The sequence below is a fragment of the Acinetobacter populi genome (assembly GCF_002174125.1).
Lineage (GTDB): Bacteria > Pseudomonadota > Gammaproteobacteria > Pseudomonadales > Moraxellaceae > Acinetobacter > Acinetobacter populi.
Map to the genome: position 1 here is coordinate 39,777 of NZ_NEXX01000005.1, position 21,838 is coordinate 61,614.

Below are 21,838 nucleotides of genomic sequence, written 5' to 3' on the forward strand. Positions count from 1 at the left end.
TAAGGATAGTACGATGTGTGGATTATGTGGCGTGATTGGTGAAACACCAGACTGGACAGATGCTCTTGCTTCAACGTTACCGAAACGGCAGGAAAGATTAAGACGCATTAAAATTTTAAATCTACTGACCGCATCACAACGGCTAACAATTTCTGATTTTCATGGCACCAATTATATTGTGCAAACTGCAACCGGAAAAAGCAGTATGGCCAATGGTTTTATGGCATTACTACTGGAAATTGAAAATATGGCAGGCGAAAAGTTAGACGTATTAAGCCCAAATATTTTGTCCTATTTGGAGTGTCTATGATGAGTATTCCGGTACATATTGTGACAGGATTTTTGGGCAGTGGTAAAACTACACTGATTAAACGTCTGTTACTAGAAGGTGATGCACAAAACACACTTGTACTGATTAATGAACTGGGTGAAATCGGTATTGATAATTTACTGGTACAAACAGTTGCAGACAATACTTTTTTATTACCGAGTGGTTGTATGTGTTGTACGGTCTTGGACAGTTTAAAAACAACCTTATTAGATATGCTGAACAAGCAAGCCCAAGGGTTAATACCAATTTTTAGTAGGGTCTTGATTGAAACTACAGGACTGGCAAATCCTGCTTCAATTCTGGCGACCATTCAGCAGGATACGCATCTTAAGAGCCGTTTTTATCTTCACGGTTTAACTACCGTTGTAGATACTGAAAATGCTATCCAACAATCGCAACTACATCCTGAGTGGCTGACACAAATTGTGGCCGCTGATCAGATTTTATTGAGTAAATGCGACCGGGTTGTTGACAGCATACAACTCGCAGTAAAGGATAAAATTCAGCAAATTCACTCTGAGATAGTAATTAAAAATGTGCATGATGTTTACTGTATTGCTAATCTTTTTGAACAGCAGTTACTTCATCGCCAAAATTTAAATTCTGCTGTTTTTTTTAAACCTATGGATAAGGCAAAGCATGATTTAACCCAGACGTGTGTAATTGAATTTGAAGGAGAGATTGATGGGCTAGTCTTTGGTGTCTGGCTCAATTTATTACTCAATAAGTATGGAGAACAACTCCTTAGAATAAAAGGAATTTTAAAACTAGCAGGTTTTGAGCAACCTGTATTAATTCAGGGGGTACAGCATTGTCTGTATCCACCTGAGCATTTGGAAACTTGGTCTTGGCAAGCGCAAACCTCCAAAATAGTCGTGATTGCCCGTCATCTTGATGTGCAACAGGTACAACGTTCGTTTCAGCTATTTATGCAAAAACTGGCAAGTTAACGGATTGAAAATTCAGAATTCTGTATTTAACAACATACGGAATAGGAGCTTTATGTGCGTAATTTAATAGTTCAGGATTTATTAAAAATCAAAAAATAGAAAATTTAAATTGATTTTTAATAAGTTTTTATTTTAGAGGATGTGGAGGTGAAAAGTCATTAATGTGGATTAATTTGAACGATGTCATCAATTTCTAATCATTTTTAAATTTTAAAGCAGGTAGTAGAATGGGTAAACATATTTTCACAGGTTCGATGCTGGTATTAACGCTAAGTGCCACGACATCAATCTTCGCTAATCAGGCCTTTGATGCACAAAGTCTCTGGATGTTGGGGGATTGGTCCGGTAAGCGTAGTGCCTTGGTTGAACAAGGTTATGATTTTTCAATAGCTTATAGTGGGCAAGCTGCAACCTTGCTGGATACTTCTGTTGATTCAGATAAAGACGCAGCTTATGCAGATCAGTGGAATTTTTCTGGTAGTTTTGATTTGGCCAAAATTTTAAATTGGGATAACACTCAGGCTTACATCAATATCACTAAACGGGATGGTAACCAGATAGAGAATAAATCCAATGCGCTATCTACACATATTAGTCAGGTACAAGAAGTATATGGTCGTGGTCAGACTTGGCGTCTGACAGATATGTGGATCAAAAAAACTTTTATGAATAATCAACTTGATGTCAAACTGGGTCGTTTTGGTCAGAGTGAGGACTTTGCAAGTTTTGATTGTGAATTTCAGAACTTGGCTTTATGTGGTGGGCAAATTGGACATTGGTCGGGTGATCAATGGTTTAATGGTCCTGTCAGTCAATGGGCGGCACGGGTTAAATGGAATTTTTCACCTGAATTGGCCGCACAGATCGGTGCCTATGAGGTTAATCCGGAAAATTTGAAACGTAGTAAAGGTTTTAACCTGAGTACTGATGGTTCGAAAGGGGCGATTATTCCTGTTGAACTGATCTGGACGCCGACATTAACCCCGCAACATTTGCCAGGAGAATATCGTATAGGTTATTACTATAGTACGGTTGATACCGACAATGTTCAAACAGGGTATTCTGAAAATGAACATAAATATGGCGTCTGGATTTCTGCAAAACAACAACTTACGACACATGTGAATGATGCTAATCGTGGGCTTAGTATAATGGGGCAAATTGCCTTATATGATAATAAAACCAGTATTTTTCAAGATGCAGAAAATATTGCGCTGGTATATAAAGGTCTGGCAGATAATCGGCCAAAGGATGAAATCGGGCTGGGTATTTCACGTATCGCAGTTGATAGTGATCTGGCACCAGAATTGGATAATGAACTCAATGCCGAATTGTACTATGGGGTTCAGGCAACAAATTGGTTAAAAATTCGGCCTAATTTACAATATGTAAAAAATATTGGCGCTAATTCGGAAAGTGGCAATGCCTGGGTGGCTGGTGTAAAATTCAACATGAACTTTTAAGTGTTAAACAAGTAGGGAGAAAGCTTTAAAGCCGAGGATTGAATGGTTCACCACTTAAAGTTTTTTCCTACTTCATTATTGTCATTTTGCTGTTGTAATACTTAAAAATACAATTTAATTAAGGTTTTTTTATGACTTCAAAAGTCCCGACGCTTCGAATCTTAGGTACTTCAGTGACTTTAATCGAAAAGATTCGTGTCAAAGCAGAACAGGACCTCGGTATCCATATTGAGTATCAAATCTACGACCCTCAAACTGTACAAAGAATTGCAGTATTGCATCCGGAACAATATGATTTATATGATCAATGGTTTCACAATATTGATTTTGTCTGGCCAGTAAAATCCATTCAGCCCATCGAGACAGCGAAAATTCAGCGCTGGAATGAAATTAATGATTTAGCTAAAAAAGGCACTTTATTTTCAGATCGGCCACTGGCACAAGGTGGAGTACCGAGTCAAAGATTATATGTACAGCAAGATGGTACTTTAGGCAGCAATGAAACACCATTTATTACCATGCTACCATTAACGCATAATGTAGATAGCTTTATTTATTTTCCTAAATCTTTACCAGATCGCCTGAAAAATCAACCTGAGAGTTGGGCCTGGTTACTGGATAAAGATTGGCACGGCTCTGTTGCAGTACAAAATGATGCGGCGATTGGGGCACTGGATTTAGCCATGGCGGTTCAGGCCAGCAAACAATTGCAATTTTCAGATTTAGGTAATCTGAGCTTACAAGAAATTGATCTATTAACTGCATTACTATGGGAGTTAAAGCGGACTAATCATTTTAAGGATTTTTGGTCTGACGATGAACATGCTTATCAATTGATTTCCAGTAAAGATGTATATATCGCAAGCTTATGGTATCCGACCTTAATCAAATTGCTGCAACATAATAATAACTTCAAAATTGCCAATCCGAAGGAAGGGTATCGTGCGTGGTTTGGTGGACTGGCATTGTCCAGAGATGTGTCCGATGAAATCAAAGATGTAGCTTATCGCTATCTAAACTGGTGGTTAGAGGGCTGGGCTGGTGCAATGATGGCAAGGCAAGGCTTATACATTTCCAATCCTCTACGTGCCAGAGAATATATGACAGAGGCAGAATGGGATTTTTGGTATATGGGCAAACCCGCACAGGAAATTTTATGTGGAATTAATGATCAACCCTTGATTTCCAAAGGAATGTTAAGAGAAGGTGGTTCATATATGGAGCGTATGGGGCATATTGGGGTCTGGAATTCTGTTATGGATGAACATAACTATCTGGTACGGAAATGGAAAGCATTATTAGACAGTTAAAATTTTAACTTTAGGATACGCGTTCCAGATAGGGCGGAAGATGGGGTTCTGGAATAATTGAGAACACTTTTAAATAATCCACAGAACGTTTTTTTGCGTTGATAAGATGCTTTTCCAGATTTTGAATAGCAGATTCTAAAGACCCATACAGTAATGCATCGATGACAGCCTGATGCTCTGCCAGCATAAAATGATAATCGTTGACATGGATAGCCTCATGTAATACCTGACTAATCAGAATCGAACTTTGTGCATTGTACATAATATGCGCCATTTTCTGATTTTGCCATTCTATATTACACAGCGTGTGATGTAGATCGTGTTCAATCTGTTTAATAATTTGTTTATCCATATCTTTAATATTTTGCTGGGCAAAAAGAATACGCTCAGACATTTTTTTTAAGTCATTACTGGATACCCGATGAATATTATTGCGTAATGCAATGGGTTCTAAAATTAACCGAAGTTCATAGTTTTCACTGACACTTTGTGCTGATAATGGGCCAGCTAGCCAATCTCCATAGGGTTCTTTTTCGACGAGCCCTTGTAAATGAAGATTTTTTAAAGCTTCTCGAACGACACTTCGGCTAATGTTAAAGTGTTCAGCCGCACGTTGCTCATCCAGTCGGTAATGGCCATGCAGGATAATCTGTGAAATATATTGATAAAGTTCCTCATATATTTTTTCGCTTAATAAGCGTGTATCAATAATTTCTTCATTATCAGGAATGCCTAATAATTCTTTAGTGATATTTAATCTAATTGGTTTGGTATATTCTTGCTTAGGATTGACAAGATAACCTCGACCATCAAAACGAGAAATAAGGTGTTGATCTGATAAAAGTTGTAGTGCGTGCCGAACAGGGACTCGACTTGTATTAAATATTTTTGACAGTGGTGCTTCTAATAGCACAGTTCCAGTCGGTATAGTTTGGTCTTTAATTGCTTTGGTGAGTGTTTCAAAAATGATTTGATAACGAGCATTTATTTGTTGAGAAAAATTCGTTGAGTTCAGCATATTAATGAGCAAATGATAAATGGCAATATTTGTGATTACTTTCTTTGATACGCATTTCTATAGTTTGTACTGATGCCTCAGTTTCAATGACATATGAATTCACTATAGCGCTGTAAATACTCTTAATAATCAATTCATTAAGTTTATTTAGAGTAGTCACTTCGTATCTCGTTACGAATAAATAATAGTGATTATAACGTTATTTCACTTCCTCTGCTATGTAATTTAAGATGGCTGATATCTTGAAAATAAGCACAAAAATGACGCCTTTACTGCCATTTTTTATGTGTGATTTCACGAATATCCGTCACGCGACATATAAGTTGTCATTTGCGACAGATGTTACGTCATTCATATGTCTATGTTTTGCAAGCATTCAAATTTAAATTACAACTTGGGTATTACAAGGTTTACCTAATTTGATGAGCTTATTTAATATCGTTACACATGCATGTACTTCATTGACCTGACTCTTGAAACTTTTTAGGCCCAACTTTTTCCTATTTTTCATACTGTCTGAACCGTACCGGGTTTGTCGGAGACATTTTTATTTAAGTTAGGCCACGTGACCTAACGGGTTAATCTTATCATAGTACATTGCTTCAAACTCAAAAGGCGATACATAACCCAATGCGCTGTGTACACGCTTTTTGTTGAACCAATCTACCCAATTTAATGTCGCAAGTTGTACATCCGCTAAACCTTGCCAGTCTGCTTTTAAATATTCAATCACCTCTGTTTTGTATAACCCATTCACTGTTTCAGCCAAAGCGTTATCGTATGAATCACCGGTCGTACCGACTGATGCTCGTAAATTTGCTGCTTCTAAACGATTGGTATAGCGAATTGAAAGATATTGAACACCTCTATCTGAATGATGAATCACATTCTTAGGCATACCTCGGTCATGCAATGCTTGCTCTAGTGCATCGAGCACCATGTCTGTATTCATACGTGTTGATACTTTCCATCCAACAATCGCTCGTGAGAACACATCAATAATAAAGGCGGTATAGACCCAGCCTGAATGAGTTTGAATATACGTGAAGTCACCGACCCATAGTTGGTTTGGATAATCAGCAGTAAAATTACGTTTCACTAAATCATCCGCTCTTTTTTGATCATCTCGGCTACGGGTGGTGTATTTATTCTTCCCACGCCAAACACCCTGTATACCTAGCTTCTTCATCAAGCGAACCACTGTACAGCGTGCAATAACATAACCTTCACGTTTCAGTTGTTGCCAAACTTTACGTACACCATATCGACCTGAACTTTCTTTCCAAATTCGTTTAATTTGTTCAGCATGATGCAAATCATGTAGATCTCGCTTTGCTCGATGTTCTGGGTTTTCAGCAATATCTAGTGTTCGATAATAGGTAGAAGCTGAGATCGGTAAAATCCTACAAATCGACTCAACACCATATAACGCCTTATTGTTATGGATGAAATCCACCATTATTTGTGTGGGCGGTCGAGCTCCGCCTGGGCGAAAAAAGCGGCTGCTTTACGCAGAATTTCATTGGCACGCTTTAATTCTTTGATTTCACGTTCCATTTGCTTCATTTTTTTCTTGATCAGAGATCTGTTGTACTTTGATAGGATTTTGCTCATCTAAATGCTTTTGATTCCAAGCACGAAGTGTTTCAGGAGTACAACCAATCTTAGGCGCAATAGCTGTGATCGCAGCCCAATTAGATGGATAGTCTTTTTCAGATTCAATCAATAATTGAACCGCTCTTTCTCTGATTTCAGGGGTATATTTTAATTTGGTCATCGGAACATTCTCTCAGAATACTGAGTCTCCGACAAACCCGGTACGGTTCATGATGTAGATTCTGATACATCTACTTCTAAGTACTTGCACCTTACTAAAACTCGCAATCCCACATACATCAGTCGCCGATGTTGTTTAGTTTTAGATTTTTTACCAATGATCATTTTTTCCCAAAAATGTTTAGCCTGCCAATTTTTAATTTCATAATTTGTAAAGATGTCCATAAACTCATTGTAAAAAGGTAGATGTACAAAATTTTTCATAATGGACTGCCCAGCAAATAAAAGAGGATTATAGTCCGTGGATTTATAGTCCTCAATTACTGATATTACTGTTTTTTATACTTTCCAGTAAAAATGACAGCGTTAGCAGTAAAGATTGGGAAAATTATTCGTCAGAAAAGAACCGAATCAAGCATTACTCAAGAATCATTAGCTTTAAAATGTGAAATAGATCGTAGCTATTTAGGGCGTATCGAACGTGGAGAAGTCAATCTGACAGTAGATAAGCTGTATCAAATCGCCCAGGTTTTACAAATTAGCCCCAAAGACTTATTACCAGATTAAAATAGTTTTTTGAACGACACATTTAGTCGCAGAACCTATTATTTTTCTGATTGGCTTAGTTTTAGAATTTTTGTTTTGCCAAGTACTTCCTGTACTTTAAAATCATCATGCAAAACTTTATACAGAGCCTAAACAATAGAAATTCAGCCATGAATGGCACAACTAGCTTACTAGTTCTACCACTCATACTTTGACTTACAATTAAGCAGTTTGTGGCGTTTTGGACTTTTCGATAAAACGCCCAAACATCAACCCAATCTCAAAAAGTAGCCACATCGGAATCGCCAACATTACCATACTAAGAGCGTCTGGTGGCGTAATAAACATCGAAACAAAGAAACAGCCAACAATCACATAACGTCGATTTCGAGTCAGTGTTTCCACGGAAACTAAGTTCACCAAAATCAATAATAATGTCGCTACAGGCACTTCAAAAGTTACCCCAAAGACCAAAAATAATTTCAAGCAAAAACTCAGATAGCTATTAATATCAGTCATTGGTGCAACTGCCTCGGGTGCTGCATGTAAGAAAAATGCCAACACTGCAGGTAAAGTTATAAAGTACGCAAACGAGATACCAACATAAAATAATACAATACTTGATACGAGCAATGGTACTGCAATACGTTTTTCTTGCTTATACAAAGCTGGCGTGATGAAAAGCCAAATCTGGTACAGAATGTATGGCATCACCACGATTACTGCGATAAAAAAGCTGAGCTTAAATGGTGCCATAAATGTCGTGGTAATATCCGTGGCAATCATGGTCGCATCTGCAGGAAGCTGTAAACGCAAAGGCTTTGAAAGCACTTCATACAAGTCATTGGCAAATGGAATCATGCTAAAGAATGCGGCAAAAACCGCAATCAATATCCGCATCAAGTATTTACGCAGTTCAATCACATGCGACATCAATGGCATAGACTGCAACGGCTGATCACTTTGTTGAGTTTGTGAAGAAGCCATCATCTACTCTCCTATACTTTGTGCAGGTTGTTGAGCAGCTGGATTACTTTGCCCTTGTTGCGCTTTTGTACTCGCAATATCTTCAGCACTCTTTCTCATTTCAACCAACTGCTGTTGCATATCTCGTTCTACTGCACGGATTTGATCAAGTTCACGCTGAACTTGTTCTTTCATCTCGAGCAGATTGAGCTCCTTCTCAATATCGTGCTGCACGCTATGCATTAAGCGTCGAGCTTTTCCATACCATCGCCCTACTGTACGCATTGCTTGTGGTAACTTGTCAGGACCAAGCACCACAATAGCGACAATACCAAACAGTAAGATTTCACTAAATCCCATATCTAACATTGGTTAAACCACCTTTATGCCAAATGATGAAAATTACTTTTGCGTATGTGACGCATCTCGAACGGTATGACTAGACACATCAATCACCGAAGTATCTTCGGCAAGTAGTTTTTGATCTTGATCTTCATTTTTTACTGAATCTTTAAAATCCTTAACCGCACCACCTAGGTCACGACCCAGCCCTTTGAGCTTCGATGTACCAAAAAGCAAAACAACAATAATCAAGAACAATAAAATATGCCAAATTGATAGACCTGCCATTTCACAACCCTCACCTAAACAAAAAAATAACTTAAAATAAATACTACACCAAAAAACTTAAAAATAAATAAAAAATTAAAAATAAATTATTGTGTCGTCAAATTTTAATCAACCATTATCAGGAAAATTAATTCACACTTTTATTTTACAAGTCTTTATCTAAAACATATAGTAACTGATGCTTATTGAGCTTAACTACAGCTTTAGCTGTATACAATCGAGGATCAACGCATGAACAATACAATACTTACCACCTTATTATTTGCTTTATTATCATTAAGTTGTGCAAAGGCAAGCGATAGTGGCATATCACACAACACAAAGTACACGACTACTAAAAGCAGTATTATAGACAGCCAAAACCCTCCGAAAAACAATCAATCAGAAGGATATTCAAAAGCATATGAAAGGTGCATATCAGACCACAAACAAGGATTCAACCTTGCAGTAGATTGTACGCAAAAAGAATTGGAAGATATTAATAATAAAATAAATAAAATATTAGATAATAAAAAACCTCACATAAATAAAAAAAGCATTCAATCTAAATATGAAAATTATGAAAGAATGATGTGCAATGATTTAATGAATACATCAAAATTGACTAAATCCAGCTCAATCACACGATCGCAGTGCAAACTTTCACTTCGTCAAAACTATTTAGATAATTTACAAAATATACTTTCACCACAGCGACTAGAATAACCACCAGAACAATAACTGAAACGGTGTTACCCCACTGTGGTTGAGATCAAAAACTGAGCTCAACCACGCATCTTATAAATTCCCAAAACGAATCAAGCAAATTTATGCAACAGCCGCTTCACAGTTTTCAGACTTCATTGCAGTGACTGTTTCTTGCGTCTTCAAGGTGTCAGTCACATCAACAGGCAAACTCCAAACCCGAACATTGGCTGAATTAATCTCATCAGTAATTGATGGCATCCCTGAATAACGTTCTGGATAAGTAAAATCTGTGCTGTTATCAACTGAAATCATCGTTGTAGATTGTCTTGAGCCATCAGCGGTCGTTCCAAGTGCAGGTAATGACAGAAGGTATGGTGCCCCTATTCGCTTATCATAAAAAATTTGCGAAACATTACTAAAATACTCATATTTGACTTGATTTGGGTTTTGATTACTACCTTTAATACCATCATTATGAATGGCGTACTGTACCGTTGAAGCATCTTGATAGTTTTTTGCATTAAGACGAATACCAGCAGCGATTACAAAATCCAATTTAAACTCGGTATTTTTTAGCTGTGCCATGCGATACTTATCTGTAGTCGTACTGGCAACTGCGTAGTCCAAACAAATATTTATCCCAAATGGCAAGCCTTCAATTAGTTCATTATTAAATGTGGTGTCCAATAATTGACGACCATAATCATCAAAGGCTTGAACTTTATCAGACGAAACTCGCTGGATTTTTACCACCAGCTTTTCCTCTCCATTTAAAGTACAAACATGTGCATAGTTCTCCAGATCAGGATTACTGGCATTATTACCAAGTTCATCCCCTCGATCACATCTTGTATCACCAATGAAGTCAATCCAAGACACAGTGCGTTTTGGCCAAACCATATATGCAGGGCGCTGATGCTCATCATTTAAAGACAGATTATGCACACATACCAAATGGTTCGTTGCTTCTAATATTGGATTTTTATCGGTGCTGGCATCACTACCATCTTTGTTAAAAATATTTACTGATGGCTTTAACACTGCGATAGTTCCTGGGAGAAGTACCAGTTTTCCATAATCACATTCAGGAAACTTAGCAATCAAACTACGGACTTTCTGTGTGACGAGTTCTAAAAATAAATCTGCAACTACCAAGACTTCATCCGTATTCAAAAAATCAGTCCAAGGCACATTCCAATAAAATTCTGGAGCAGTAAAAAAGGTGACATCATAGTCTTGTGGTGGGCGCTCAGCAAAAGCAGTCAACATCCCTCGGTACAACAATACAAAACGATGATCGACCGAGCGCTTGACATAATCTACGATACTTTCCCAAGCCGTTTCAGTACCATCTTTATTGGTCACCAAAACTGAACCTGCTGTACCTTTACTTACTTTGCGACGTGCACGTAATTGCTCAAAAGAATTATATTCAAAGTTATAGATCCCCACATTCATTTTCACCGCATCTGGACTAATGATCGGCTCAGTACCTTGTTCGGGCTCAGTCTTTTCGCCTTGATCTGGAATTTGCGGTGTTGTATCTGGGTCAAACGGTGCAATCGGTATCACCACATCCGACTCAACCTCACCACCACCTCCGCCGCCACCACAGCCCGTAAGCATGGATACCGCAGGCAAGGTCATTCCCCCAATCAAAATAGAGCGTCGAGTCAAGGGAGTATTTAAAACTGATTTTTGTAGGTTCACTTGTGGCTGTACCATCATCATTTCCTCTAGGTTGGATTAAAACCGCCTAGATAAATACAATATCTATACCAATTTTATAAAATATGTAGAAATTATGAAGAACTTTGATTTTTTGAGCAAATAATCGCCGAAAATGATATTTATTGGTTTTTCTCTAATTTTGATAATACTCATGCTTTATGTACTTAAAATTTATTTTAATTCTGTTTTTATAACGCCCCCATATGATGCAACTAAGTTCATAGATGAACTAAAATATCACTACCCGAGCAACATTAATGCCACAATAGAATTCGAACCGATTCTCCCGCAATGGCTATTGTCGTTACTTCCATTTCAATGCGGTAATCCTCCTGTTTTTTCAGCACACATCAACCAAAGTTAAAAGTAAAGTGTACGCCATTTGAGGTGGCTTCCTTTGTTTGCTTGGTATAGTCTTTCATGGTAACAATGAATTTGCTGGAGGCAACTCACACATCAACGGTATTGAATCATTCTGGTCTTATGTCAAAAAAGACTGAGAAAGTTTAATGGCATCGCTTTAGTATCATGTTTGAAGAGCGTGTAACCAAGTATTTTTAAAACGGTATTTACACAGAATTATTTACACTCTCGTTTCTTCATTTGAAAATTATGTTGCTGAAGAAGATACTAGGAATAGTTTTGTGCAACAAAGCTTATCTATTTATTTAACCCTACGTAAATCCGTTTTGCCCATCCTTCTAAGTCATCAATAGCAACTTGTTGTCCTTCATCAATACGTGGGTGATTGAATCTAGCCTGACGACTTGCTATTTCTTTAATGAAACTAATTGGCCAGTTAAGAGTATTTTGAACTATATATTTGCGAATTTTTTCATAATTTTTTTCCCAATAATTCATATCTTTTATTGTTAACAATTGTGTTGACAGACGATTTGCATTATCGGATGTATCAACTTCGAGTAAAATGAAATGCTGACCTTGATGCAGAAAATGTACTTCAGCAATACAGCGTGGATTATTATCGGACTTTAGATGTTTAGTAAACCCCTGTACTGTAGGCAAAATTTTTGAAGTCAATGAATATTGTATTCCATACTTTTCCTCAAGTTTATAAAGCATCTGCATAAAAGCGGAGAAACGGTCTAGATATAAATGGGCATCATCAGTTTGATCCTTCGCACCCTCAAAATCACCAGCTTTAACTGTACCGCCAATTCCTGGTTCATCGGCATTTACATCACCAATTAATTCATCAATATACTCTTTAGCATCATCCACGATAATAGCGTTTTTTGAGCCCGTTTTATCTGCGATTTTTCTAGTTTCAAATGGATCATCAAAATCAAATAAAGTAGCTGGACTATCTATAATAGTGGGTCTATTGCTAGGCGTTGCTTCATCCTCATCATTGAGTTTGGGTTCTGCATGATTCGGCTTTGATGGTATGGTACTGGTATTACTTGATTTTTTTGAGGCATTAGAAAATTTATCGTGATAAAAATAAACTGGCTTATCAATATGGGTAGATAGCCCAGAAAAGCCAATGATTTCATTAACCTTAAATGTATTGGTTAACTTATCATAGTAGCCATATGCTTCAATGTTCATGCCTGTTAAATTAGGCGGGATGAAACTAAAGTTCCATGTTCTTACTGTATTATTAATTCTTTCAAAAGCTTGACACTGTTGAGCGATGCTTTCATATGAAGCTCTTATGTTTTTATTTAGGAGTAAATATCCAAGAAATCGACGAAACCCAGGTTTATTGAAATGAGAAAGTGCAAGTGAACCCTCACATGAGGGAAGAACATTAATTAAGTAATGATCATTGTTGTTCTGAATATCAAAGTCTTCTGCCAATACATTCAGCTCAAGTGCAGATCGAGTTAGGTAAGCATTCTGGAAGAAAAAAGCTCTTGCTAACTCAAGCTGTGGTAATTCAATATGAATCTGTTTAACGGTTTGATCCTCATTTGAAAATTTTGCAAGAGCCTCAAATCCAAAAAAGTGAAGTTGTGATTTAAATTGAGCAAAAGATCTCCATTCTGCTGGTAATGGACATCTAAATTTTAGATGAAATCCAGATTTTCGATGCTCATTTCTGGTGGAGTTAATAATTCGACGTTTGGCCAACAAATTCATGTGGGAAAAAGAGGTGCTATATCTTGCATTAGACTCTTCGGATTCTCCCCACAGATTAATCAACCAAGGTTTACCCTCATATTTAAATAATCTCCCAATACCTGTAATCAATGTATTTAAAGGGAGACGCTTAATACGCATAAATCTTCTCCTCACAAATTATATTTAAAAAGCGTAGCGCTTCATCAGTAATCCTTTCTTTACTTAACCCTGCAATTCGCAATATTCGCCATCTATCTTTAGGTCCAGATTCTGTATAACCCAGCCTGACCATCGCATAGGTAATTCTTCGAATCTGATAACTGATTGTATCTTCAGTATAAATTGAAAGAAATTTGGAACTTAATGGCAGTTGGTGCAAATTTTTGGAAATAGTATTTCCTTTGGATAACTGATTGAGAAACCAGCGCTTTGACATTCTTGGGTACTCAATGAGGAAATGAGCAGTGAGTCTTCAGAAAAAATTAAAAATCAAGCATTACTATTGCTCGCGATATATCGTAAGTTACTGCTTGCTGTCGATAGGGATTTATGTAAGGTAAAAACTACTCTAAAGGATAGTGTGAAAAGAAGACACTGGGGTAAAGTGGATAAAGCACAGGACAAGATGGTGGTTGCAGGCCAACTTCGGCTAAAGCGTTTAGATCCAGAAGAAATGATTTTATTTTTAAATACACAGCATTTTTTGAAAAAGCTGCCGATTTCCTTTGTTCAAGAATTGGTTAATTGGGCATCACCGGTGGTGAGTGGTAATTTTTAATCGAAAATGTTTTAGCAGGTTATATCGCCCAGAAGCTTTTGCCATTAGAAAGAATTAAAGTAAGAGAGCTTGGCAAGCCTGTGCAACCATATTTTCATTTAGCTGACTTTTTTGTATTTTTACCTCAATTGGATGAACTTTATCTGAATAGCCACTAATTTTGTAGACACCTTTTAGTTAGATAAAATGGCTAATTAACGAGGTGCTTATGAGCAGTAAACGATACCCTGAAGAATTCAAAATTGAAGCAGTAAAACAAGTCACTGAGAAAGGTTATAGTGTGGCCGAGGTTGCTACACGTTTAGGAACCACCACCCATAGTCTGTATGCCTGGATTAAACGTTATGATCCACAGCAGCCCAAGATAATAGAATCTAATGATCCAAGCGCAGAATTAGCAAAGTTAAAAAAAGAACTGCAACGGGTTACTGAAGAAAGGGACATATTAAAGTGAAAGCACTGCTTTCACGCCGCTTCGCAAGCCAGTCCAAATGAGGTACGCCTTTATTCAGGACAATCAGCACATATGGCCTGTTCGTCGTTTATGTTCAACGTTAGATGTTCATCACAGTGGTTATTACGCATGGTTAAAGCAACCCACCAGTAAAACTGCAAGGAAACGGCAACAGCTTTCAGGCCTGATTAAACAATTCTGGCTGGAATCTGGCGGAGTCTATGGCTATCGCAAAATTCACTGTGATTTGAAAGATGTTGGCGAAAGTTGTGGGATCAATCGAGTACATCGGCTGATGAAGGCAGATGGTCTTAAATCACAGCGTGGTTATCGTAAGCCTAGAGCTTACGCTGGTACTCCGGCTGTCATTGCCACAAACAGCTTAAATCGACAGTTTAATCCAACTGAGCCGAACCAATTATGGGTGACGGACATTAGTGTGCCGCAGCAAGCGGCGTAAGAGATGAGGGTATGGCCCCTCGCTATCGGCTTGCAGGAGTAGGTAGCAAACCACCATAAGCGGCTTGGATCAAAAGTCCCGGTCGTGAGCGTTATGGAAAAGGCATCGTAGAGATGTCAGGTAAGAATTAGGAAGGCGAACAACAGTGAACTGCCGTTCAAGTGTCGAAAGTACTCAAATGACATCAAAACCGGGGATGGAAGTTACCCCGCGATTAGTTTGGCCGTTACCTGCTTACGGGCCATTCGGTGTCCGGCGTAGAGGCAGCGCGATCCTAATTCAGGCTCTTACGTTGAACTGCGGGAACCTTCGGTGGCGATGTCAAGCGAAAGGCACAAGCTCAAAAGGCAAGGCTGATAATAGCAATGCGTCACCAAGGGGCGGAGCAACTCGTAGTAGTGTTGAAGTTACTGTAATGGTAATGGAGCGAAGGGGTTGCATTATCCAGGTCTACGGATTTGTCAACTGTGCAAGCAGGAGGAGCAAAACTTTATGACCAAACCATTTAATATTCCTAAAGCGTTAATCTGGGAGGCATTTAAAAAAGTCAAAGAGAATGGTGGCGCTCCAGGCGTTGATCATGAATCTATTGAGCAATTCGAAAAGCATTTAAAGAACAACCTATACAAACTATGGAATCGACTTTGTTCTGGCAGTTATTTTCCACCGCCAGTTAAGGCTGTTCCGATTCCAAAGAAGTCAGGTGGCGTGCGTATACTAGGTATTCCAACAGTTGCAGATCGAGTCGCGCAAACAGCAGTTAAGCTCTTATTAGAGCCGAAAATTGATCCATTATTTCATCCAAACTCATATGGATATCGTCCGGGGCGTTCTGCCCATGATGCAATTGCGATAGTGAGGAGACGAAGTTGGGATTATGACTGGGTTGTGGAATTTGATATCAAAGGTCTCTTTGATAACATCGACCATGATTTACTAATGCGTGCACTCAAGAAACACTGTGAAATTCCATGGATTCTTTTATATGTGCAACGTTGGTTAAAAGCACCAATGCAACACATAAATGGCCATCTTTTAGAAAGGAATCGCGGCACACCACAAGGTGGTGTTGTGAGTCCTTTATTGGCGAATTTATTTATGCATTATGCTTTTGATATGTGGATTACGAAACATCTTCAAAGTGTACGGTTCTGCCGTTATGCAGATGATGGCGTAATTCATTGTCGGAGTTTATCTCAAGCCAAACTTGTTTTACAAAAGATCGATGCACGATTTCGTGAATGTGGTCTCGAATTGCATCCAGACAAGACAAAGATTGTTTATTGCCAAGATATTAATCGTCGTAAAGCATATCCCGATGTTCAATTTACTTTTCTCGGGTACACGTTTAGGCCCCGTAAGGCTGTGGACAAGTATAAAAGAGTTTATGTAAATTTCTCTCCTGCAGTCAGTTGTGATGCACTTAAAGCAATGCGACAGACTATTCGGAAATGGCATCTACATCTGATGTGTAATCGCGAATTAAGTGATTTATCTGCAATATTCAATCCAATTCTTCAAGGTTGGCAGCAATACTATGGTCGATTCCATGGTTCAGCAATGTCAGCGATCTGGCAACACATGAATGCTTATCTTATACGCTGGATGAGGCGTAAGTATAAAAACTTGGCCCGTCATAAAAGACGGGCTAGATATGCCTTAGGGCGACTTGCGCGTGATTTTCCAAATGCCTTTGTGCACTGGAAAATGGGATGTTTACCATCGGTTGGATAATGGGAGCCGGATGAGCTGAGAGGTTCATGTCCGGTTCTGCGAGGGGCTAAGGGTGAAATTCCCTTGGTCTACTCACCCGTATATTCAAACCCATTCAGGCTGGATATATACCGCCTTTATTATTGATGTCTTTTCACGAGCAATTGTTGGATGGAAAGTATCTACACGGATGAATACTGACATGGTGCTCGCTGCACTTGAGCAAGCGTTACATGCTCGAGACATGCCAAAGAACGTGATTCACCATAGTGACAGGGGCGTACAGTATCTTTCCATTCGCTATACCAATCGTTTAGAAGCAGCAAATTTACGAGCATCAGTCGGTACGACCGGTGATTCATACGATAATGCTTTGGCTGAAACAGTGAATGGCTTATACAAAACCGAGGTGATTGAATATTTAAAAGCAGATTGGCAAGGTTTAGCGGATGTACAACTTGCGACACTAAACTGGGTAGATTGGTTCAATAAAGAGCGTGTACATAGTGCACTGGGTTATGTATCACCTTTTGATTTTGAAGCAATGTACTATGATAAGATTAACCCGTTAGGTCAGGTAGCCTAACTTAAATAAAAAGTCTCCGACAAACCCGGTACGGTTCAATCATATTCCTCCTATAAAAATAGAAGAAATGAGACAAAGATGGCAAGAAATCGTGCTAGCTAATGGTGTAAAGGCTGGTCGCAACATTAAATCAGGTTCTGCAACCTATATGTGGCTTTACAGAAATGATCGAAGTTGGCTGCTTATGTTTAATTCAAGACACGTATCACAATCCAAAGTCCGAAAAAACAAAGTAAATTGGCGAATGCGTGATTTTTTGATAACCAAAGAATTATTCAAAGTTTTGTATCGTTCAAATGATGACTTAGCTTAACATCATTTTCAAAACTAAAACTGGGCATGGTTTTTCAAACCTACCTTCAGATATTTTTAATGCATCAATGAGCAATGGTGTCATCATTTTTTCTGCACAGATAAATTATTTTTAGCGTCACAATAATAGAATAACAAAGTCCCAAAATTAACAAAATAAAATCAAATAGATTTTATATTTAATAAAAAAGTATTTGATTTATATAATTTATTTAATAACTTTATTTTTATACTAAATCATAGAGCATGTCATTTCTCCATTTTTAAATTTATAAAATTAAAACATGTACATAAACATACAATGTGTACCAATAAAAGCACTTTGATTTGATATAGTACTTTTATTGTGTTTTGTTATTAAATAAGAAGATGCCTAGCCTATAATATTAAATTATCATTTAACTTTTTATGGTTAATGGAATTAAAATTTATAGTTTTGAACGCAATCAAACATTTCAACTTTTTCTTCTTTAGGTATATAGTTAGCCAGATCAGGAAATAAAACAGATACACTGATCAAACCTATATTTAATATACTTGTGAAATGACGTATATGTTCGATTGATTCATCATTAAGTGGTTTAATAAATCTATAGTTTAGACGTTCAACTACATTTTTTCTCTCTGCTATATTGTATTCTTCATCAACATTTATGTAATCTATTATTTTAGATGGAAATGGATAAATAGTTTCATCGTCTAATGCGTATGTTAATAATCCATCTGCCATGCTTAAAACCATATTATGTCTATGGCAAAAGGGTCTATGTGGCAAAGATTCCCCATAACATGATACAATATTAGTTAGTGGTGTTTTTTTTATAGGAAACGTAAATTTTTCACATATTAAAAAAGTAACGATTTGATCGAATTCATCACTTTCAGGCTTATAATCATCAATGGATTCTTTGTTTCTTAGACTATATACATATGCGGGAGAAAAAAGTACATCTCTTAAGCTTTTTATTTTAGCTAGCTTTAATAATGCTTCTTTTAACTCAGTTAGTGATAACTTAGACTTAATTTCTCCAACAGCTATGACAGATTCTATTGGAAAAAATCTATGATTTTTTTCATCTCTAATTAATGGCGTTACAGTTTTATCATATATTATAATATCGCATTGTGTACTCACCTTTCCATTAGCAGTCACTACAAACCCAGATCCAATTTCCATTCTGTCTGGTAATATATTTTTTAAGTAGTTTTTAACTATTTCCTCTCTATTTATGCCAAACTCAGATGGATGCAATAAATTACCATCTTCATTAGTATAAACATCTCTTGAAGTATTTATAAATGCTTGTTTAAACTGTTCTATTTTTGCTTTGAACAATTTATTTATTTTATTTTCCGAGTTTGGAATCATAGAAGTTTACCTTTAGGATAGAAATTCAAGTTTAGGGTTGAGTAAAATATCTTTTAAATTTTGGTTGTCATATTTCAGTAAATTTTAGCAAATAGTAAAATATTTTATAATTTTAAATATAGCCAAAAGAAAGTTTAGGTAATAATTGATTTTATGTATTTTCTCTTTATAGTACCTATTATTATGGTTACATTCAGATATTTGTGGTTAGAATATATTAACTCAGCAGAATACCATTCGTATATATTTATTCTACTCTACCTTTCCTTTAGGAAGAGCTAAACCAGTTGCTAAAGCAGCATATCCCCTGGACCTTGATCAACTATAGAACAGATCTGATGGAAGTAGTTTTTAAGAATAAATGAGGACTTAATTGATTTTTGAAACATTTTCTTCAGTAATTGAATACATTAAGTATAAAAATGACAACTTATGTGTCGTTAACTGCTGACATTCTATGTCATTAAAAGCTTTAAGCTATTGATTATTAGATTGCAGTAATGTCAACTTATGTGTCGCATGACGATATCATTGGTACATTAATAAACAATTAGCTTTAGTTACATTGGTGTTTTTATAAAAAATTCTGAAAGTAAACAATTGATTTATAACTTTTATTATTATTCTATTTTGTGGTCCATCTGTTTGATACCTCACCTACAGCTAAGGTAATTATGCTTGAAGCTTTGCTTATTACTCACTTTAATTATTTTAAGCGAGATATATTTTGATTAATTCTTGATTGGATATAAGCGAGTGTGCCACTGGTGATTTGGCCAGCATAATTATCTTTCGCTATTGCTGAAAAATGGCTTCCCACTTCACATACTTTTTCAACGATCATTTTTATTTCTTGAATATTGAGTTCAGTTTCATGCTTACCCAATAACAGAAGATTTTGGTATTTGATATCTAAAGCCTGCCCCATAACATCCATCTGATGATACCCGCCTGGCCCCTCACAGAAAGTAATATCATAGGCTGGGGCTAATTTCCAACTCCCATCTTTACTCATCAGATATGAAAAGTTCTTTGGATGGTCATCTCTATTATTAAAAATGATATTAAACACAGTACGTTCAAATGCGATTGCTTTTTCACGAATATCATTGGTACATAGATGAGTTGCCCGTAAGAAATTAGCATAGTCCAACGTACCTGGAGACTGATAGTCAGCACCAGTAAATGCGGCTAAACTTTGCATAGGGATACGAATATTATTTTGTCTATCAAAACGTTTACTGGCAAATGCAGATTGTCCATTAGGTAAATCAAAATATGCGATCTCAGGTGCATTAATCCCACATTGATTTAAACATTCAGCATAGGCAGCTTCAACTGCACAAACTTCTGGGTGCTCTTGTTTTGCAGGAAACTTAACTAGCCATGCTTCTGAACGAGATGAGGCAACTGTGGAAAAAGACGACGTGATAGGATCTTTATAAATCAGCGCTTTTGGTCTTGCACCTTGTGGTGATCCTCCCATTAATATCAATTGCTGCAAGAATTGTCCACCTTCACCATGAAGTATTTCCTGAACCTCTTGAGCAAGTTGATCTATGGAAATATCGTCGTGTAAAGCTATTAAATCAGAAGCAATGGGTTCAAATGACATTGCTCCCATTGCGTTATTCCCAATATATGTTAAACGTTCTAATGGTCCAATTCGTGCTGGATTCAATCCTCGTTGTTTGAATAATCGATCCATCAGTAGCATCCCCCAGCCGTCTGGTAATGCATCATATACTGGTGCTGGCAAACCCATCTGATGTGCTGGGAAGTCTTTCCGAAGCTTTGCTCCGTTTAAGGGTAATGTATAACTTGATAGTTCTAATTTCCTTTTTTTCGCCTCTTCACTATACTCAAAAACAATCAAAGGTCGGCCTGTAATTGCTGTTGATGAGACCAATGTCCCCCAATGCCAATATTCACCCCAGCCATTATAGTAAACTGCAATTTTATTAAGCATCGTTTGATTTCCTTTTAATACGCTGACGACTAGAATTTTTTTCGTAGTGAATAATGTCATCTATGCTTTCTAGTTTCGGTTGAAACAATTGTTCTAATTCTTTAAGCCGTCCAAGTACCATGGCAACCTTCACCAAATTTTCAAAAGATACATTTTTGCCTGCTTCCAGATTTGAAACCGTATTTACACCAACACCAGCACGTTGGGCGACTTCAGCCTGCGTCATTTGCTGATTTAGGCGTTCTTTCCTCAAACGGTCGCAAAGTAACTTTACGACTTCATTTGAACTTTTAAAAAATAAATCCATAATATTGGGTCTTATGTGAATTTTTTATAATTAAAACACAATATAATGTATTTATAAAGATATTGCATTATAGAAATTTTGAAGTCTGAGAACTTAAATATTATTACAAGAAGTAGTTTTAGCAAATTAGGTTATAAATTCAAAAGTATATTTTCATTTCGTCATCGAGGTACTCTCTAAAGAAAAGTATTTTCCAATAAACCTAGTACAGTTCAGTCCCGATTTTATTTTCTTCCCATAAAATTGCATTGGAACGATGAGGAATAAATGTTCTCCAAAAGCAATTAACTATTTTTCAAATAGCTGACGGGTACAGCTTCTCTCATCAATCATTGACGAAATAAAATATACGTCACATATACAACTAGGGATATAATCTTGATTTTTCTAGAAA

Annotated in this window: 18 protein-coding genes, 5 pseudogenes and 1 other annotated feature; of the genes and pseudogenes, 12 read left to right on the top strand and 11 right to left on the bottom strand. The window is 37.0% G+C overall.

The features are described from left to right. Window positions 1-13 precede the first annotated feature (13 nt). From CAP51_RS12935 to CAP51_RS12950, 4 genes are all read left to right on the top strand, one after another. Window positions 14-310 carry a hypothetical protein gene (locus CAP51_RS12935; RefSeq protein WP_087621194.1) on the top strand — a complete coding sequence of 99 codons (297 nt, stop codon included), beginning with the start codon at window positions 14-16 and terminating at the stop codon, window positions 308-310. Beyond that, window positions 307-1,281, top strand: a complete 975-nt coding sequence (locus CAP51_RS12940) for a CobW family GTP-binding protein (protein ID WP_245809158.1) — start codon at window positions 307-309, stop codon at window positions 1,279-1,281. The genes CAP51_RS12935 and CAP51_RS12940 overlap by 4 nt, the downstream gene beginning before the upstream one ends. Before the next feature lie 227 nt (window positions 1,282-1,508). Next, on the top strand, window positions 1,509-2,744 hold the full coding sequence (locus CAP51_RS12945; protein ID WP_087621196.1) for a carbohydrate porin: 1,236 nt from the start codon (window positions 1,509-1,511) through the stop codon (window positions 2,742-2,744). Between the two features lie 131 nt (window positions 2,745-2,875). Next, the gene (locus CAP51_RS12950) at window positions 2,876-4,054 is read left to right on the top strand and encodes an ABC transporter substrate-binding protein (protein ID WP_087621197.1); all 1,179 of its coding nucleotides are present in this window, start codon (window positions 2,876-2,878) and stop codon (window positions 4,052-4,054) included. Window positions 4,055-4,064: 10 nt separating this feature from the next. On the opposite strand, the gene CAP51_RS12955 is transcribed toward CAP51_RS12950, so the two are convergent. Both CAP51_RS12955 and CAP51_RS12960 read right to left on the bottom strand, forming a co-directional pair. Further along, entirely contained in the window at window positions 4,065-5,072 is a 1,008-nt protein-coding gene (locus CAP51_RS12955; RefSeq protein ID WP_245809159.1) for a GntR family transcriptional regulator, read from the bottom strand. Between the two features lie 556 nt (window positions 5,073-5,628). Beyond that, a pseudogene (locus tag CAP51_RS12960) lies at window positions 5,629-6,849 on the bottom strand (IS3-like element ISAba34 family transposase). Then, window positions 6,457-6,573, bottom strand: a sequence feature (AL1L pseudoknot). Its footprint overlaps the pseudogene before it by 117 nt. Before the next feature lie 356 nt (window positions 6,850-7,205). Between CAP51_RS12960 and CAP51_RS12970 the strand changes: the two are divergent. After that, complete coding sequence (locus CAP51_RS12970) at window positions 7,206-7,415, top strand: helix-turn-helix domain-containing protein (protein ID WP_002123499.1); 210 nt, start codon at window positions 7,206-7,208, stop codon at window positions 7,413-7,415. A gap of 201 nt (window positions 7,416-7,616) precedes the next feature. Here CAP51_RS12970 and tatC read toward each other — a convergent pair whose 3' ends face one another. Genes tatC through tatA form a run of 3 tightly spaced genes read right to left on the bottom strand, consistent with a single transcriptional unit; the run spans window position 7,617 to window position 8,990 of the window. Beyond that, window positions 7,617-8,381 carry a twin-arginine translocase subunit TatC gene (gene tatC / locus CAP51_RS12975; RefSeq protein ID WP_425426815.1) on the bottom strand — a complete coding sequence of 255 codons (765 nt, stop codon included), beginning with the start codon at window positions 8,379-8,381 and terminating at the stop codon, window positions 7,617-7,619. 3 nt (window positions 8,382-8,384) lie between these two features. Further along, a complete protein-coding gene (gene tatB / locus CAP51_RS12980; RefSeq protein ID WP_002123497.1) occupies window positions 8,385-8,729 on the bottom strand; it encodes a Sec-independent protein translocase protein TatB in 345 nt (114 codons plus the stop codon). Window positions 8,730-8,762: 33 nt separating this feature from the next. Further along, window positions 8,763-8,990 carry a Sec-independent protein translocase subunit TatA gene (gene tatA, locus CAP51_RS12985; RefSeq protein WP_002123495.1) on the bottom strand — a complete coding sequence of 76 codons (228 nt, stop codon included), beginning with the start codon at window positions 8,988-8,990 and terminating at the stop codon, window positions 8,763-8,765. Window positions 8,991-9,221: 231 nt separating this feature from the next. Between tatA and CAP51_RS12990 the strand changes: the two genes are divergently transcribed. Beyond that, the gene (locus CAP51_RS12990; protein WP_004733332.1) at window positions 9,222-9,695 is read left to right on the top strand and encodes a hypothetical protein; all 474 of its coding nucleotides are present in this window, start codon (window positions 9,222-9,224) and stop codon (window positions 9,693-9,695) included. Between the two features lie 102 nt (window positions 9,696-9,797). Here the strand turns inward: CAP51_RS12990 and CAP51_RS12995 are convergent, their stop codons facing one another. Continuing rightward, window positions 9,798-11,405, bottom strand: coding sequence for a hypothetical protein (locus tag CAP51_RS12995; protein WP_087621199.1), 1,608 nt, complete (start codon window positions 11,403-11,405; stop codon window positions 9,798-9,800). Between the two features lie 416 nt (window positions 11,406-11,821). Between CAP51_RS12995 and CAP51_RS17725 the strand changes: the two are divergent. Continuing rightward, a pseudogene (locus tag CAP51_RS17725) lies at window positions 11,822-11,928 on the top strand (IS1595 family transposase); the annotation flags it as partial. A 140-nt stretch (window positions 11,929-12,068) separates the two neighbouring features. On the opposite strand, the gene CAP51_RS13000 reads toward CAP51_RS17725, so the two are convergent. Together CAP51_RS13000 and CAP51_RS13005 are read right to left on the bottom strand one after the other, a co-directional pair. Beyond that, on the bottom strand, window positions 12,069-13,655 hold the full coding sequence (locus tag CAP51_RS13000) for a Tn7-like element transposition protein TnsE (RefSeq protein ID WP_087621200.1): 1,587 nt from the start codon (window positions 13,653-13,655) through the stop codon (window positions 12,069-12,071). Continuing rightward, window positions 13,645-13,932 carry a hypothetical protein gene (locus tag CAP51_RS13005; protein ID WP_245809161.1) on the bottom strand — a complete coding sequence of 96 codons (288 nt, stop codon included), beginning with the start codon at window positions 13,930-13,932 and terminating at the stop codon, window positions 13,645-13,647. Before CAP51_RS13005 ends, CAP51_RS13000 begins: the two co-directional genes overlap by 11 nt. Window positions 13,933-13,938: 6 nt before the next feature. On the opposite strand from CAP51_RS13005, the pseudogene CAP51_RS13010 reads away from it, so the two are divergent. The 5 genes and pseudogenes from CAP51_RS13010 to CAP51_RS13040 form a co-directional block, all read left to right on the top strand. Then, window positions 13,939-14,417, top strand: a pseudogene (locus CAP51_RS13010) (hypothetical protein); the annotation flags it as partial. Window positions 14,418-14,482: 65 nt separating this feature from the next. After that, window positions 14,483-15,167 (top strand): annotated as a pseudogene (locus tag CAP51_RS17515) (IS3 family transposase); the annotation flags it as partial. A 513-nt stretch (window positions 15,168-15,680) separates the two neighbouring features. Beyond that, window positions 15,681-16,922 carry a group II intron reverse transcriptase/maturase gene (gene ltrA, locus CAP51_RS13030; RefSeq protein WP_087621203.1) on the top strand — a complete coding sequence of 414 codons (1,242 nt, stop codon included), beginning with the start codon at window positions 15,681-15,683 and terminating at the stop codon, window positions 16,920-16,922. Window positions 16,923-17,001: 79 nt separating this feature from the next. Then, window positions 17,002-17,487: pseudogene (locus CAP51_RS13035) on the top strand (IS3 family transposase); the annotation flags it as partial. A gap of 52 nt (window positions 17,488-17,539) precedes the next feature. After that, window positions 17,540-17,800 (top strand): TnsD family Tn7-like transposition protein, encoded by a 261-nt coding sequence (locus CAP51_RS13040; protein ID WP_425426820.1) that lies wholly within the window; start codon window positions 17,540-17,542, stop codon window positions 17,798-17,800. Window positions 17,801-18,220: 420 nt separating this feature from the next. On the opposite strand, the gene CAP51_RS13045 is transcribed toward CAP51_RS13040, so the two are convergent. From CAP51_RS13045 to CAP51_RS13055, 3 genes are all read right to left on the bottom strand, one after another. After that, window positions 18,221-19,168, bottom strand: coding sequence for a DUF6602 domain-containing protein (locus CAP51_RS13045; RefSeq protein ID WP_087621204.1), 948 nt, complete (start codon window positions 19,166-19,168; stop codon window positions 18,221-18,223). Between the two features lie 706 nt (window positions 19,169-19,874). Further along, window positions 19,875-21,137: a type II toxin-antitoxin system HipA family toxin gene (locus CAP51_RS13050; RefSeq protein ID WP_087621205.1), complete on the bottom strand. Its 1,263-nt coding sequence runs from the start codon at window positions 21,135-21,137 to the stop codon at window positions 19,875-19,877. Beyond that, a complete protein-coding gene (locus CAP51_RS13055; protein ID WP_087621206.1) occupies window positions 21,130-21,444 on the bottom strand; it encodes a helix-turn-helix domain-containing protein in 315 nt (104 codons plus the stop codon). The genes CAP51_RS13050 and CAP51_RS13055 overlap by 8 nt, the downstream gene beginning before the upstream one ends. Window positions 21,445-21,838 lie beyond the last annotated feature (394 nt).